The sequence below is a fragment of the Photorhabdus caribbeanensis genome, assembly GCF_018448885.1.
Lineage (GTDB): Bacteria > Pseudomonadota > Gammaproteobacteria > Enterobacterales > Enterobacteriaceae > Photorhabdus > Photorhabdus caribbeanensis.
Map to the genome: position 1 here is coordinate 1 of NZ_RCWB01000037.1, position 16,536 is coordinate 16,536.

Consider the following 16,536-nt stretch of genomic DNA (forward strand, 5'->3'; position numbering starts at 1 on the left):
GTGATTAAACAGAATACCAGTATAAAAGACAGTCAGGCGGCTAAACGTCGAAGAGCCATTTGGTCAGGGGAATTCCGTAGTCAACTTATCTTTGATTAAATTAAATACAAAGTGGAATCCCGCCCTGTTCTGGTGATGGACCCATTGTGTATAGAGTATTCAGGAAACGGAAGCTGTTTTTAGTCACCAGTGTGCGACCATCCAGCCCCATACCTGCCAGCGATTCTGTTGCCCAGATTGGGTCGCCGGAGAACAGTTCGTCGTATTCAGGGGTACGCAAGAAACGAACCATACGTAGTTTCATCACTAGATGGTCAATCAACTCCTGTGCTTCAACTTCTGTTAGTTTACCTGCTTTCAGGTCCCGTTCGATGTAGATATCCAGGAAACTAGATACGCGACCGAAGGACATCGCAGCGCCATTTTGAGATTTAACCGCCGCCAGATAAGCGAAATAAGTCCACTGTATCGCTTCTTTAGCATTAGTAGCAGGGCCAGAAATATCGTAGCCGTATTTAGCCGCCATCTCTTTAATCTGGCCCAGAGCGCGGTGCTGTTCAGCGATCTCTTCACGCAATTGAATCGTCATTGCCAGATCTTCACCGTTTTCTAGCTTTTCCTGCAATGAATTGAATTGAGCTAATTTATCATCACGTAAGAAATCGATGCCGTATACCGCAACGCGACGGTAATCACCAATAATGCGACCGCGGCCATAGGCATCAGGTAGACCGGTCAGAACCCCGGATTTTCGGCATTTCAGAATATCTGGCGTGTAAACATCAAAAACACCCTGATTATGCGTTTTGCGGTATTCAGTAAAAATTTGTTTCAATTTAGGATCGAGTTCACGACCATAAACTTTACATGAGCCTTCCACCATTTTGATGCCGCCAAATGGGATCAGCGCACGTTTTAATGGCGCTTCCGTTTGCAAGCCAACAATAGTTTCCAGATCTTTTTCGATGTAGCCTGCATCGTGGGAGGTAATCGTAGCGGCAACATCAGTATCAAAATCAACCGGTGCATGAGTGCGGTTTTCGATTTTGATGCCTTCCATGACTTTTTCCCATAAGGTATCGGTCGCTTTTGTCGAACCTGCCAGGAAAGATTCATCACCCTCATATGGAATATAATTTTTTTGGATGAAGTCACGAACGTTGACTTCATTCTGCCAATCCCCTTGGTTAAAATCTTGCCATGCTATAGAGAATTTTTTATTTAATTCAGCCATGATACTTCTACCTTTGTAATAATCGAACTTTTGAGAAACTAAATAAGGGTGCGAATTAATATTTTTGCTCACTACGCAGATACATTGACCAGTAAGTTAAACCCACCAAGACGGCACCACCAATAATGTTACCAATAGTGACCGGAATTAAATTGTCAGTAATAAAGTGTGAAATGGTGAGTTGAGAAAATTGTTCAGGCGTCGTACCCACATTAATCCAGAATTCAGTTGGGGCGCAGTGTTTAATAATAATGCCAAGCGGGATTAAAAACATATTCGCAATACTGTGCTCAAAGCCGCTGGCGACAAACATACTTACTGGCAAAATCATGGCAAATATTTTGTCCATTAAACTACGTCCGGCATAACTCATCCAAACAGCGAGACAAACCATTAAATTGGCGAGAATACCTAAAAATAGCGCTTCAATAAAAGAGTGGTGCATTTTATGGTTTGCTGTTTGCAATACATTCAAGCCCCACAATCCGTCGGCAACACGATATTGACCGGCAAACCAGATAATGGCGACGAAAAATAGTGCGCCAATCAAATTACCGAGATAAACGTTAATCCAGTTTTTAATCATTTGATACCAGGTTATACGCCCGGTTGCTTTGGCAATAATCGTTAGCACAGTGGAGGTAAATAAATCTGCGCCACATACGACAACTAACATTAATCCAAGGGAGAAACAGATGCCGCCAACTAATTTAGCCAGCCCATAAGAGACAGATGCAGTTCCTGTAGTCGCGGTAATATAAAAGACAAATGCAATGGAAATAAAAACCCCGGCAGTTATTGCTGATAGATAAGTAATGGCGACAGGTTTAGTGGTTTTATAAACACTAATGTCATTGGCGATCTGTGTCATTACCGCAGGTGGTAATAGGTTAAAGGGGGTGTCAGCTTTCATACCAACATACTCTTTATCATTAATAAGTTACGGTACGTAACGATAGTAACAAAGGCTTAAAGGGGAGAATTTGATATAGATCAATAATCCTCTGAGAGTAGATGCTGTTTTAGCGAAGGGAAATGGTGAAAATTACAGTTAATTTATTGATTTTAATGCAATAAAAAAATTTTAAAAATTATGATATTTTTTTATTTCATCCGCAAGTAGGAAGTTTGATAAGTAAAATTACAGGCCAAATTGTTGTTTATTTGTTGTTGAGAATAAAGTTAATTTAACCTGAATTTTACTTTTAATTATGAATGGTCTTTTCTACAATTTTACTTTGCGTTCCAGAAATCGCGTTTTGCTTTTTGCAGCTTCTCATAAGCGGCTAATAAAGCCTGATGAGCGGGCAGTGATTTTAAATCTGAATCGACTGACCACAGGCCATAAAAACAGTGTTCACCAGAAATAGCTGCTGATGCTGCTTCAACCGCATCTTGCTCGTACATTTTTACGAATGCTTGATAATATTGTGCAGGCGCTTTATCCGTTTCCAGAGCAAGTAAAAGTAGTGTTTGTAAACAGCGATAATAATTAGCGCGTTCGGTGGTAAAGACTGAGGCATTAAAATCTTGGGTCCATTCTACCCAAATTAAAGCCTGTTCTAAATCACCGCCAGCCAGTGCCAACATGGATTTCAACTCACCAATACGTAAATTACTCCAGCCATTATCTTTACCTACAGCAATGCCAAGCAATTCACGAACACGGGTAAAATCATCTAAACCTTCTTCATCTAATTGCTCAATCAGCGCCAGATATTCTTCGGCTGGCCATTGGCTATCCGGTAACGCTAATAAAGTTTCCCGCAGATGGGTTCCCATCGTGTTATTAGCAAGATGTAAATCTTCCACAGGATAAATATCAGACATCCCCGGAACCAGAATACGGCAGGCATAAACACCGAGGTGCTCATAGTCAGCAATATAAACTTCGGCACCTAATTGTTTGAAGATTGCCATCAAAGTGGCGAACTCTTCTTCGGTCGTGCCGCTGAAATTCCAGTCAGTGAACGTATAATCAGCATCTTGTTTAAACAGATCCCAACTGATTAAACCGCTTGAATCAATGAAGTGAGTCTCCAGATTGGTATGTTCTGCCACTTCTTCATTATCGAAAGTGGGGGCATTGAATACATCCAGATCTTTCAAACTGCGGCCCTGTAATAATTCGGTAACAGTACGTTCCAGCGCCACACCAAATTCAGGATGCGCCCCAAAAGAGGCGAAACAAGTCCCGTTATTAGGATTAAACAGCACTACACAAATAACCGGGAACTGCCCACCGAGGGAAGCGTCATAACAATAGAGTGGGAAACCTTCATCCTGTAATTTGCTGACTGCGGCAACAACGCCAGGATAACGATTCATCACTTCCTGGGGAATTTCCGGCAGGCTGATGCCTTCGGCGATAATACGATTCTTCACATAACGTTCAAAAACTTCGGATAGCCCCTGAACTCTGGCTTCATTCATCGTGTTGCCAGCTGACATACCATTGGAAACATAAAGATTGCCAATAATATTCATAGGAATATAGACGGTATGATGATCAGATTGACGAGTAAACGGCAGGGAGCAGATACCACGCTCTTCATTACCTGATTGCAAATCGACTAACTGACTGGCGCATAACTCATTTTCAGGATTATAAAATTGGAGTAACCGGTTATCCAGAATGCCTTCGGGTAGAGAATCATCGTCCGGTAAAGCAAACCATTTTTCATTGGGATAATGGACGAAATCACCGTTAGCGATAGCTTCTCCTAAATAGAAGTCAGCAAAAAAATAGTTAGTTGACAGGCGTTCAAAATACTCCCCTAAAGCAGAGGCTAAAGCGGCTTTCTTGCTGGCGCCTTTGCCATTGGTAAAGCAGAGAGGACAATCGCGGTCACGGATATGAACTGACCAGACATTGGGAACCGGATTCAGCCATGAAGCTTCTTCGATGTTAAAACCAAGGTGTTGTAGTTTTTGCTGAAAACCGTTGATTGAGTCTTCCAGGGCGGCGTCTTTGCCGGGGATAAAGGTTTGCGTCATGGTATTCACTTATGAGTGCTCGTTATGGGGCGCTCATCATACGAGTTTTTTTTCAGTAGCTAAAGTCTGGTATCTATCACAGATTTATTGTTATCATCATCCATAATCTAATAGGATATTTTTTATTAAGGAAGAAGCATGAAAAAGATGAAACACACAGCATTAGCCAGTTTATTGGCATTAATTAGTGGTTCTGCTTTTGCTTTACCAAATATTACACTTTTGGCGACGGGAGGAACGATTGCCGGAGGTGGGAAATCTGCAATCCAATCCAGCTATGTTGCTGGAAGAGTTGCTATTGATGAATTAGTCAATGCTGTTCCTGAGATCAAAAATATCGCCAACCTAAAAGGCGAGCAGGTGGTTAGTATTGGTTCGCAGGATATGAATGATCAGGTGTGGTTGACGCTAGCGAAAAGAATCAACGCTGATTGTGACAAGACCGATGGTTTTGTTATCACCCACGGTACTGACACAATGGAAGAAACTGCTTATTTCCTCGATCTCACTACCCACTGCCAGAAACCGATTGTCATGGTTGGTGCGATGCGCCCATCTACGGCGCTTGGTGCCGATGGCCCGTTAAATCTGTATAACGCTGTGGTGGTTGCCAGTGATCAAGCATCAGCCAAACGTGGTGTGTTGATGGCAATGAATGATGCGGTTATCAGTGGGCGTACCGTGGTGAAAATGAGCACCACCGGAGTTCAGGCATTCCAGCCAATTAATGCGGGTGCTGAGGGCTTTGTTCATAATGGCAAAGTCAATTATTACGCTGACGCGAAGCCGAGAGCCAATAAGGCTATTTTTGATGTCAGTAAACTCGATAAATTGCCGAAAGTAGGTATTGTTTATAACTATGCCAATGCGTCTGACCTGCCGGCGAAAGCTTTGTTGAAAGATGGTTATCAAGGTATTGTCAGCGCCGGTGTGGGCAACGGTAATATGTACAAGGCGATTTTCGACACTTTGGCTCAAGCGGCTAAAGATGGGGTTGTGGTTGTCAGATCAAGCCGTGTACCGGTGGGGTATGTTACTCAGGATGCGGAAGTGGATGATAGCAAGCATGGCTTTGTCGCTTCTGAGCGTCTGAATCCGCAAAAGGCCAGAGTACTTTTACAATTAGCGCTGACTGAAACGCATGATCCGGTGAAAATTCACGAGATGTTTGTGAAATATTGATTCGTGATTCAGAGATAACAAATAGGGCGCGCGGGTGATGGAATTCCGCGCTCTATAGCGAGGGAATGTGCTGATTAAAACTAGTCGTTGAAAGTAGCATTCTGCTACAAAAAGTAGCCAAAATATTATTTGTACGGAAATTTGCCGGATAATTTTAGTCGAGATCTATTATGGCTGCTTCCACCGTGCGTTTTGAGGCGCGTATGCATCCTGAACTACATGCCCTGATTAAACGGGCCGCTGAAATTCAAGGACGTACTATGACTGATTTTGTTGTGTCTGCTTCACAGGATGCGGCGCAACGTGCAATTGAGCAGTCAGAAGTACCCCGTTTGTCTCTGGCCGATCAGCAATGTTTTGCGCAGGCATTGCTGAATCCACCGGAATCGACTCCGGCGCTTGAACGTGCATTTGCACAGCACCGATCTTTGTTACGATCAGAATGAGTTCCACGATGTTTGATGTTATGCAACTCAACGAAGAACACGATCGTGATTCGTTCTACAGTGGTTCAGAATTTCTAGATGGTTATTTTCAGAGACAGGTTGGTCAGGATGTTAGGCGCCGCGTAGCAGCTTGTTTTGTTGCGCTTCATGATCACCGTTTAGCGGGATATTATACTCTGGCTGCTGCCGGTATCCAGTTGAACAACTTCCCGACGGCTACTATTAAGAAATTGCCACGATATCCAACACATTATTCCTTCCTCTCATTGCTGTAGATAAACAAGGTAAAAAAATAAGCAGTTCACCTGTAATAGCGCTGAATGCACCAGTTTATTGGCTATTTTTGCGATAGTTTTGCTCAACGTTTGAATAACCATTGCAGCAATGAAATGGGAGTGGTACAACCGATATATCAGATTATTTATTGCTATCAATCATTGTTATTTCGTCAGAATAAGGTGAGGTAAATGAATCAGGTATATAATTTCAGTTCAGGTCCCGCTATGTTACCGGTTGAAGTATTGCGTAGAGCTGAACAGGAGCTCTGCAACTGGCATGGTATTGGGACTTCAATTATGGAGGTCAGTCATCGCGGTAAGGAATTTATCGCAGTGGCAAAGGAAGCTGAAAATGATTTGCGGGATTTATTATCAGTGCCTGAAAACTATAAGGTATTGTTCTGTCATGGCGGCGCCCGCGGTCAATTTGCCGCTATCCCGATGAACTTACTGGGTGACAATGTTAAAGCCGATTATATTGATGGCGGTTATTGGGCTGCATGTGCAGTTAAAGAGGCCAAAAAATATTGTACGCCGAATGTGATTAATATCAAAACCGAAGTTAATGGTTTGAGAAGCGTTAAGCCAATGCGTGAATGGTCATTGAGCGATGATGCGGCTTATGTTCATTATTGCCCGAATGAAACTATTGATGGTATCGCCATTTATGAACAACCAGAATTTGATGATAATAAAGTTATTATTGCCGACTACTCTTCTTCTATCCTTTCCGGGCCATTGGATGTGAGCCGTTACGGTATGATTTATGCGGGAGCGCAGAAAAATATTGGTCCAGCGGGTATCACATTGGTTATTGTACGTGAAGATTTATTAGGCAAAGCCCGTAAAGAAACCCCGTCTATTTTTGACTATGCGGTTTTGGCAGAGAATGACTCTATGTTCAACACACCGCCGACGTTTGCCTGGTATCTCTCTGGCTTGGTCTTCAAATGGCTGAAAGAGCAAGGTGGGGTACAAGAGATGGCAAAACGTAACCAAGCTAAGGCTGAACTGCTTTATCGTGCGATTGATAAGAGTGATTTTTATCGCAATCAGGTTGCACCTGAAAATCGTTCTCTGATGAATGTACCGTTCCAGATGGCAGATGCCTCACTGGACAGCAAATTTCTGGCAGAAGCTGATGCACAAGGGTTGCAGGCATTGAAAGGACACCGGATTTCCGGTGGTATGCGCGCTTCTATTTATAATGCGATGCCGATAGAAGGGGTTCAGGCTTTAGTTGATTTTATGGCTGATTTTGAGCGTCGTAACGGCTAATTTGCTAACCATTGCCGGGAACAATGGTTCCCGGTTTATTCAAGGTAAAAAATATTTCCTCAAACGCAAAAATGACTCAATAATTAAAATAATCTAATCGAGAATCAGAGAGCCTGTTATTTATGCAATCCTTGATGCTACAACCTATTTCCTCCGTTAATGGAATTATTAACCTGCCAGGGTCAAAAAGTGTTTCTAACCGTGCGCTATTATTGGCGGCTTTTGCCAAAGGCACTACCTGCTTAACTAACTTATTGGATAGTGATGATATTCGCCATATGCTCAATGCCTTGGCTGCGTTGGGTGTTAGTTATCGTTTATCTGATGATCGTACTCGTTGTGAAGTTGACGGTATTGGTGGGTTGATTACCCATAAAAGCCCGCTGGAACTGTTTCTGGGTAATGCCGGTACGGCAATGCGCCCCCTAACTGCCGCGTTATGCTTGGGTGAAAATAACGTCGTTCTTACCGGCGAACCTCGGATGAAAGAGCGTCCGATTGGTCATCTGGTGGATGCTTTACGTCAGGGAGGGGCGGAAATTGATTATCTGGAGCAGGAAAATTATCCACCGTTACACATCAAAGGGGGTTTTGTTGGCGGCAAAGTGACGGTAGATGGCCGTGTTTCCAGCCAATTTCTGACCGCATTGCTGATGGCTGCGCCATTGGCAGAAAATGATTCTGAGATTCATATTCAAGGGGAATTGGTTTCCAAACCTTATATTGATATCACTCTGGCATTGATGAAAAGTTTCGGTATTACCGTAAATCACGATCAATATCAGATTTTCCATATTAAAGGCCGACAGCAATACGTTTCTCCGGGGCATTATTTGGTTGAAGGTGATGCTTCTTCTGCTTCCTATTTTCTGGCGGCCGCAGCAATTAAAGGCGGCACTGTGCGGGTGACTGGAATTGGTAAACATAGCCTGCAAGGGGATACCAAATTTGCCAATGTGCTGGAGAAAATGGGGGCGAAAATTCGTTGGGGTGATGATTTTGTTGAATGTGAGCGCGGCACCCTCACTGGCATTGATATGGATATGAATGAGATCCCTGATGTGGCTATGACCATTGCAACCACGGCGTTGTTTGCGGCAGGGGAGACCGTCATTCGTAATATATACAACTGGCGGGTAAAAGAGACGGATCGGCTCCATGCGATGGCGACTGAATTACGTAAAGTCGGCGCAGAGGTGGAAGAGGGGCTTGATTACATTCGCATCACACCGCCATCAAGGTTATTACCTGCTGAGATTGGCACCTATAATGATCATCGAATGGCGATGTGTTTTTCGTTGGTGGCACTGTCCGATACACCAGTTACCATTCTCGATCCAGGTTGTACAGCAAAGACTTTTCCCAACTATTTCGATCAATTGGAGAGATTAAGCCAGCGAAAGTCATAATTATCGATTATTATGATTCAATAAAGCGTATTTCTTTGAGTAAAATCTATCTACATGGCATGCGCTTATTTCGTTCACTCTTTGAGTGCATATAATAAACGGCAGATATTGATTATTTTATTGAGTAAATATTCAGCATCTGATGAAGTGTTAACTTGCCATGCTAAAGGAGAACAATAATGGTGGCGATAGCCCCAGTAATAACTGTTGATGGGCCAAGCGGCGCAGGTAAAGGAACGTTATGCCAGGCATTGGCAGAGGTTTTAGGCTGGCAACTGCTTGATTCAGGCGCTATTTATCGAGTGTTGGCACTGGCCGCGATTCATCATCAGGTGGATATCCAGTCTGAAGATGCGTTAGTTCCTCTGGCTGCTAATCTTGATGTACGTTTTGTCCCTGGCAAAGGGAAGCTCAGTGTGATGCTTGAAGGCGAGGATGTCAGTAATGAGATCCGTACTGAAACGGTCGGTAATACTGCCTCGCAAGCGGCTGCTTTCCCTCGGGTTCGTGAAGCGTTGTTACGGCGTCAGCGTGCTTTTCGGGTTGCGCCGGGCTTGATTGCCGATGGTCGTGATATGGGAACCGTGGTGTTTTCTGATGCTCCGGTGAAAATATTCCTTGATGCCAGCGCAGAAGAACGTGCGCGCAGACGTATGCTACAGTTGCAGGAAAAAGGCTTTAGTGTTAACTTTGAATGTCTTTTGTCCGAGATACAGGAGCGTGATTACCGCGATCGTAACCGGGCAGTTGCACCATTAGCGCCGGCTGAAGATGCATTAATATTGGATTCAACCAGTATGTCTATCGAGGAAGTTATCGACCAGGCGCTAAATTATGCGAAAAAAATTCTTTCAATTACCTGAACGATTTTAAGTTTTTAGCTTATAATTGGTGACGATGTACTAAAAATTGGGTACGCGGGTAGAGAATTTTTCCGCAAACTAAACAACCCTGTTACAGGAATCGTAGCGGGGCATGTAAAACAACCCCATTCGGCGGGAAGCTAAATGGACGTTAAATTAAAATCTTGAAGATCATTAACATGACAGAATCTTTTGCTCAACTCTTTGAAGAATCCCTGCAATCTATTGAAACTCGTCCAGGTGCTATTGTTCGCGGCATCGTTGTTGCTATTGATAAAGACGTTGTATTGGTTGATGCAGGTCTGAAATCAGAATCCGCTATCCCTGTAGAACAGTTTAAAAATGTTCAGGGTGAGCTGGAAATCCAGGTTGGTGATGAAATTGATGTTGCGCTAGACGCTGTTGAAGATGGTTTCGGTGAAACTGTTCTGTCTCGTGAGAAAGCAAAACGCCATGAAGCGTGGCTGATGCTGGAAAAAGCTTACGAAGACGCAGAAACTGTTACCGGCATCATCAACGGCAAAGTAAAAGGCGGCTTTACTGTTGAACTGAACGGTATCCGTGCATTCCTGCCTGGTTCTCTGGTTGATGTTCGTCCAGTTCGTGATACAACTCACCTGGAAGGTAAAGAGCTTGAGTTTAAAGTCATCAAACTGGATCAGAAACGCAACAATGTCGTAGTTTCTCGTCGTGCTGTTATCGAATCTGAAAACAGCGCAGAACGTGATCAACTGCTGGAAAACCTGCAAGAAGGTATGGAAGTTAAAGGTATCGTTAAGAACCTGACTGACTACGGCGCATTTGTTGATTTGGGCGGCGTTGATGGCTTGCTGCACATTACTGATATGGCTTGGAAACGTGTTAAACATCCAAGTGAAATCGTCAATGTGGGCGATGAAATCGCAGTTAAAGTACTGAAATTTGACCGCGAGCGTACCCGTGTATCTCTGGGCCTGAAACAACTGGGCGAAGATCCTTGGGTGGCAATCGCTAAGCGTTATCCAGAAGGCACTAAACTGACTGGTCGCGTAACTAACCTGACTGATTACGGCTGCTTCGTAGAAATCGAAGAAGGCGTTGAAGGTCTGGTACACGTTTCAGAAATGGACTGGACCAACAAAAACATCCACCCATCCAAAGTGGTTAACGTTGGTGACGTTGTGGAAGTTATGGTTCTGGATATCGACGAAGAACGTCGTCGTATCTCCCTGGGTCTGAAACAGTGTAAAGCTAACCCTTGGCAGCTATTTGCTGAAACTCACAACAAAAATGACCGTGTTGAAGGTAAGATCAAGTCTATTACTGACTTCGGTATCTTCATTGGTCTGGATGGCGGCATTGATGGCCTGGTTCACCTGTCTGATATCTCCTGGAACGTTGCTGGAGAAGAAGCAGTTCGTGAATACAAAAAAGGCGATGAAATCGCGGCTGTTGTTCTGCAAGTAGATGCAGAGCGTGAGCGTATCTCCCTGGGCATTAAACAACTGGCAGAAGATCCATTCAATAACTACCTGTCTGTGAACAAGAAAGGTGCTATTGTTAATGGTAAAGTTACCGCAGTTGATGCTAAAGGTGCGACAGTAGAACTGGCTGACGGCGTTGAAGGTTACTTGCGTGCATCAGAAGCTTCTCGTGACCGTGTTGAAGATGCAACACTGGTTCTGAACGTGGGTGATGCAGTTGAAGCTAAATATACTGGTGTTGATCGCAAAAACCGCGTTATCAACCTGTCTGTTCGCGCCAAAGACGAAGCTGACGAAAAAGACGCTATCGCTTCTGTGAACAAACAAGAAGACGCAAACTTTGCAAACAATGCAATGGCTGAAGCTTTCAAAGCAGCGAAAGGCGAATAATTCAAGTGAATAACGGTGGATAACACGTAAGTGTTATCCAGGTGCGGTAGTTTAGGGAGGTACTTATGACCAAGTCTGAATTAATTGAAAGACTTGCTGGCCAGCAATCTCATATTTCGGCCAAAACCGTTGAAGATGCAGTGAAAGAAATACTCGACCATATGACAATAACATTGGCAGATGGTGAACGTATAGAGGTGCGCGGATTCGGCAGTTTTTCTCTTCACTACCGTGCTCCGCGCGTAGGCCGTAACCCTAAAACCGGTGATAAAGTGGAGCTGGAAGGTAAATACGTTCCCCATTTTAAACCTGGTAAAGAGTTACGTGATCGCGTGAATATCTACGATTAAGTTTGAAGATAACAAGTTATTGCTTATTCTAAACAGTGTTTCGATGCTGTTTTAGATTCATAACAAAGTGCTGGCCTTTTGGTCAGCACTTTTTTGATCTAATCAAGGCTCATATAAAAAGAGCTAACTTTTATACTGAGAAAACCTTCCCCATCATCCTGTCAATTTGGCGTTGTATCCCTTGCCCCTTGTCCTGTGTCCTCAGAAATCACTTGCATGCAAAACCAATATCGTCATTGGTTTCAAATTTATTCGTGATATTCGCTTTTGATAAATAAATATTTAATGATTGTTAAAAAATATAAGGTAATACCGGCATCAAGCAACTTAATTTCGATAAATTTCGGAATATTCCTATATATTTTTAGGTCAAATTCATTGCATCATTGAACACTTATTAATCCATAAGTGGTGAAAACATGATGATTTCAGTTAGAACCACTCTTCATGCTATACCTTATAGATTTCAAGATGGATCGCGATGGCAAGGGAGCGAATCCCCGGGAGCATAGAGAACTATGTTACCGGGGTGAGTGAGTACAGCCAACAAAGAGGCAACTTGAAAGATGACGGGTATATAAATCAATGGAGAAGTGAATAGATGGCAATAGGGTATTTCCTGCTGGTTGGTGATAAAACAACTTGTGGCGTAAGTTGGCTGGCACATTGGATAGTGTTAGCACTTGTCCCTGTCGGGCCAGATTTATTAATTCTGTGATGGACAGTTACGAGAAACAGGATCAGCCTCGTCAACAAGCGCCTGCTCATATGGCAGCGCAAAACTTCTCATCACCGGTGAAGGAAGTGGGGAATATCCAATCCTCACCACCGCCTGTAACACAGGCACCTCCTCCACCGAGCCCGGTATTTGCCAAATCCCGCCAGCGAGGTAAAGGTTGTACCGATGCCGGTACGGAGACTGAACTGGTAGATAACTTTGGCAGGATGGCGATATATCAGGTTCCGTTATCTCCTGCTTCGGTAACAGTATCAAAACCTGAACAGCCCCCGCAGAGTAACAAACATCCACCCAAACCGGATAAACCGCAAGATAAAAAATTACCCTGGTATAAACGGTGGTTTAGCGGCAGCAAAGATAAGGCCGAAGCCGCTGCCATCGCTGTGGCTGCAACTACCCGCAGCGCTGTAGCGGATAGTGAAACATTGGTGATGCGTTACATTGGTGGTGGCATTACCAGCGCCGGGCGTTGGCTGGCGGTACCAAATCCGTTGACAGTTGGATTAATGGGGCTGTTTTATTCGTCCGGATTAAATGAAGGCGAGGAAGATTATTTAAACCAGCATCATCTTAGTGAGATTGCAGAACAGTTTGGTAAAGCGTCGACTCGTGTTCGTTTTCGCTGGATCAGAGACGAAAAAAGCGGCAGGATGACGGTTCAAGGCTATCACGTCAGCCGGGAAAGTGGTCTGGATAAAGTGCCGGTTCGTATGATGAAACTGAATCCTGCCACCGGTAATTATGAGTTCTGGGAGCCGGGAGAAAATCGGCCAACGATTCTATGGACACCAAACGAACAGGAATTCAAGATTCCATCCCATACCGGGAATGAGGAACAGCCGTTTATTCCATCGCAGATAACGGTATTACCGATTCCAGATAAAGTGGGTAGTGATATTGAATCGTTGCCTATACCGGAAGAGAAGGATTTTCGCGATTATATTCTGGTATTTCCAGCCAATTTAGGTATTAAACCGATCTATGTGATGTTTAATACCCCTCGAAATCAACCGGGAGTGGTGACTGGTCGAGGGCAAAAAGTTGAGGGTAATTGATTAAGTCTTGCAGGACAAGATATGGGAGCACCGATTCCCAGTCAGATAGCGGATAAGTTGCGAGGGAAGACATTTAATAACTTTGATGATTTCAGAAGGGCGTTTTGGAAAGAGGTTGGTAATGATCCTCAATTGGCAAAGGATTTTTCTGATGTAAATAAAAAAAGAATTAGAGAGTTTGGGTATGCGCCATTTTCCATTCCAACTGAACAAATAGGTGGAAAGAAAAAATTCGATATCCACCATGTAAAACCAATTAAAGATGGTGGAGCTGTCTATGATATAGATAATTTACGAGTGGTAACACCGAAAAAACATATTGAACTCCATTCTAACAGAGAGGGCATGTAAGATGGAATTGAAAAACAAACTGGAAGATTATACTGAAGCTGAATTCTTATCTCTATTGAATAAAATATGGGCGGTGGATGTTTCAGAGGAAGAACATGATGATTTAATAGATCATTTTGAAAAACTTGTAGAACATCCAAACGGAAATGGACTAATTTTCTATCCAGAGAATGGAGTTGAAGATAGTCCTAAAGGCGTGCTTAAAGTAATAAAAGAATGGCGAGCCAAAAACGGTAAATCGGGCTTTAAAGAATAATCATCCCAAGTGGATTCGATTAATAAATCCAATTTAATTCTCTCAGAGAAAAACTTTATATAATAGATAAAGTATTATCTGGCAATACATATTTCCCTTATTTTTTTTGCTTGTTTTAATAGTTACTTTATAAAATTATTAATAATGATTTTATAAAATTTTTTAAGTTTACTATATGGATAATTAAATTGGTAATAATTTTAAAAGAAAATACTGATAAAAATTAGCGATATTTTTTGTCTTAAATAGCTATGTTATATAAAACAATTGTTTATTTGTTTTATGCTATTTTTATCACCTTTATATTAAAAAAATATGTTAATTGTTTTTTACGTAATTAACTTTAGTGTTACTTTTATGGACAGGGATTTTAAATTGCGTGGCCGGGATAGCCCATCACTTATAGGTTTTATTGACAGGTGTTTAATTAAATAGAAAGTTTTTTATATTTAAGCTTTGAACTTATGGAGAAATATATGTCTTTAAAGAGGAAAATTTCATATTTGGAAGAAGTTAGTGGTTCAGCAAAGGCAAATGAGGTATTGACTTGGTTACAGGCTTATATTCCAGGTAAAGATCCTAATATTGTCGTTGGGCATGAGCCTAGTAAAGATGCGGCGAAAGAGTTAATCCGAAGTGATTACCGTTGGGGGCATCAGAGTAATGACAAATCTGAAACTTTCCAATTAACGTATAATTTCCTGGAGAGTGAACCGGATGACATGCCGTGGAGTATTTATGGATTTTCAGCATTTAATGAACAGCAAAAAGCTGCTGCAAAACTGTCAATTCAATCTTGGACTGATGTCGCAAATATTAAATTCACGGAAACCTCCGATGCGAATAAGGCGAATGTCACTTTTGGTTTCTTTGATTTTAGTTTAACCGGGGATTATGCGTTTGCTGAGATGCCAAACTCAGGTTTGAAACAAGTCGGAACTTGGTATAACGCGGAAAGCAGTACTTTCTTAAAAAATGATATTGGAGTGAATGGTTATGGCCGCCATACATTTACTCATGAGATTGGTCATACACTGGGGTTGGATCATCCGGCTGATTATGATGCGTCTGATAAGGTAGTACCGACTTACAAGAATAAGGCTATTTATTTTGAAGATAGCGGTGCTTATACCATCATGGGTTATTTCAGTGAAAAAAATACCGGACAGGACTTTAAAGGTATTGATTCTTCTGCGCCATTACTTAACGATATTTCTGCTATTCAGTTGTTGTATGGCGCAAATAATACTACCCGTACCGGCGACACTGTATATGGTTTTAATTCCAACACCGATCGCGATTTCTATACGGCAAAAGATGCAAAGAGCAAACTCGTGTTCACTGCCTGGGATGCGGGTGGTAATGATACCTTTGATTTCTCTGGTTTTACTCAAAATCAACGTATTAACTTGAATGAAGCTTCTTTCTCGGATGTTGGCGGTCTGAAAGGAAATGTCTCTATTGCTCGTGGCGTCACAATTGAAAATGCGATTGGCGGCAGTGGTAATGACATTCTGATCGGGAATGATGCCAATAATACTCTGAAGGGTGGTACAGGTGATGACATCATTTACGGTGGACTGGGAGCTGATCATCTTTGGGGCGGGGAAGGCAAAGATACATTTGTCTACTTGAATGCCAAAGAATCACCTTTCCTTGAGCGTGATTGGATTCATGACTTTGTTTCCGGTGAAGACAAGATTGATTTGTCATTGTTCGATTTGGGTAAAGCAGGAAAAGACACTATTAAATTTGTCGAGGAATTTACCGGTGCTGTTGGGGAAGCTGTGATCAGCTATGACAGCGTTAACAAGGTAAATGATTTCGTTATTAATATGGGAGGAGAATTATCCCAAAATGGTTTTGGGGTGAAGATCGTTGGAGAAGCGCTGACAGAGGCTGATTTCATCCTTTCATAACACAACAACACAACCGCATCTGACCGGATGCGGTTATTCGTTTAGTCACTTTGAGCATCTGAACGTGTAATTTTGCTGCCTTCTGTCTTCCATCTTCTGTCTTCCGTATTCTGTCATCTGTTTCCTGTCCATGTGGTTGGAGTTCCTAATCTACCATTTTTCTATTATATAATAAGTCAAATACATTTGAATAAGTAATTAATTGTGTGATTTTTTTATTTAAAAACAATCTCAAAATAATTTATTTTTAAATTAAAATTATTTATTGGTGATATTAAACATAATTAATATATACATCAGTCGTATTATTTTATTATGACAAAACA

At 42.3% G+C, this 16,536-nt stretch carries 14 protein-coding genes and 1 pseudogene; 12 read left to right on the top strand and 3 right to left on the bottom strand.

The genetic code is table 11. The annotated features are described in order from the left end of the window. Positions 1-127 precede the first annotated feature (127 nt). The 3 genes and pseudogenes from EAE90_RS19405 to ycaO form a co-directional block, all read right to left on the bottom strand. A pseudogene (locus EAE90_RS19405) lies at positions 128-1,234 on the bottom strand (pyruvate formate lyase family protein); the annotation flags it as partial. A 55-nt stretch (positions 1,235-1,289) separates the two neighbouring features. Further along, on the bottom strand, positions 1,290-2,147 hold the full coding sequence (gene focA, locus EAE90_RS19410) for a formate transporter FocA (protein ID WP_214054877.1): 858 nt from the start codon (positions 2,145-2,147) through the stop codon (positions 1,290-1,292). 320 nt (positions 2,148-2,467) lie between these two features. Next, on the bottom strand, positions 2,468-4,231 hold the full coding sequence (gene ycaO / locus EAE90_RS19415; RefSeq protein WP_214054878.1) for a 30S ribosomal protein S12 methylthiotransferase accessory factor YcaO: 1,764 nt from the start codon (positions 4,229-4,231) through the stop codon (positions 2,468-2,470). A gap of 138 nt (positions 4,232-4,369) precedes the next feature. On the opposite strand from ycaO, the gene ansB reads away from it, so the two are divergent. From ansB to prtA, 12 genes are all read left to right on the top strand, one after another. After that, positions 4,370-5,413, top strand: coding sequence for an L-asparaginase 2 (ansB, locus tag EAE90_RS19420; protein WP_214054879.1), 1,044 nt, complete (start codon positions 4,370-4,372; stop codon positions 5,411-5,413). Between the two features lie 170 nt (positions 5,414-5,583). Then, positions 5,584-5,859, top strand: a complete 276-nt coding sequence (locus EAE90_RS19425; protein WP_214054880.1) for a type II toxin-antitoxin system TacA family antitoxin — start codon at positions 5,584-5,586, stop codon at positions 5,857-5,859. 8 nt (positions 5,860-5,867) lie between these two features. Beyond that, positions 5,868-6,134, top strand: a complete 267-nt coding sequence (locus EAE90_RS19430) for a hypothetical protein (protein ID WP_246550976.1) — start codon at positions 5,868-5,870, stop codon at positions 6,132-6,134. A gap of 192 nt (positions 6,135-6,326) precedes the next feature. Continuing rightward, a complete protein-coding gene (serC, locus tag EAE90_RS19435) occupies positions 6,327-7,415 on the top strand; it encodes a 3-phosphoserine/phosphohydroxythreonine transaminase (protein WP_214054881.1) in 1,089 nt (362 codons plus the stop codon). Positions 7,416-7,537: 122 nt separating this feature from the next. Next, positions 7,538-8,824, top strand: coding sequence for a 3-phosphoshikimate 1-carboxyvinyltransferase (aroA, locus tag EAE90_RS19440; protein WP_214054882.1), 1,287 nt, complete (start codon positions 7,538-7,540; stop codon positions 8,822-8,824). Positions 8,825-9,003: 179 nt separating this feature from the next. Beyond that, entirely contained in the window at positions 9,004-9,687 is a 684-nt protein-coding gene (cmk, locus tag EAE90_RS19445) for a (d)CMP kinase (protein ID WP_110086175.1), read from the top strand. Between the two features lie 179 nt (positions 9,688-9,866). Further along, positions 9,867-11,540, top strand: a complete 1,674-nt coding sequence (gene rpsA / locus EAE90_RS19450) for a 30S ribosomal protein S1 (protein WP_036781169.1) — start codon at positions 9,867-9,869, stop codon at positions 11,538-11,540. Positions 11,541-11,605: 65 nt separating this feature from the next. Then, entirely contained in the window at positions 11,606-11,890 is a 285-nt protein-coding gene (gene ihfB, locus EAE90_RS19455; RefSeq protein ID WP_214054883.1) for an integration host factor subunit beta, read from the top strand. Positions 11,891-12,607: 717 nt separating this feature from the next. Further along, on the top strand, positions 12,608-13,684 hold the full coding sequence (locus tag EAE90_RS19460; protein WP_422616005.1) for an S-type pyocin domain-containing protein: 1,077 nt from the start codon (positions 12,608-12,610) through the stop codon (positions 13,682-13,684). Positions 13,685-13,705: 21 nt separating this feature from the next. Further along, entirely contained in the window at positions 13,706-14,035 is a 330-nt protein-coding gene (locus EAE90_RS19465; protein WP_214054884.1) for an HNH endonuclease signature motif containing protein, read from the top strand. A gap of 1 nt (position 14,036) precedes the next feature. Further along, positions 14,037-14,291: a bacteriocin immunity protein gene (locus EAE90_RS19470; RefSeq protein WP_214054885.1), complete on the top strand. Its 255-nt coding sequence runs from the start codon at positions 14,037-14,039 to the stop codon at positions 14,289-14,291. A gap of 476 nt (positions 14,292-14,767) precedes the next feature. Beyond that, complete coding sequence (prtA, locus tag EAE90_RS19475) at positions 14,768-16,210, top strand: serralysin (RefSeq protein WP_214054886.1); 1,443 nt, start codon at positions 14,768-14,770, stop codon at positions 16,208-16,210. Positions 16,211-16,536: the final 326 nt, after the last annotated feature.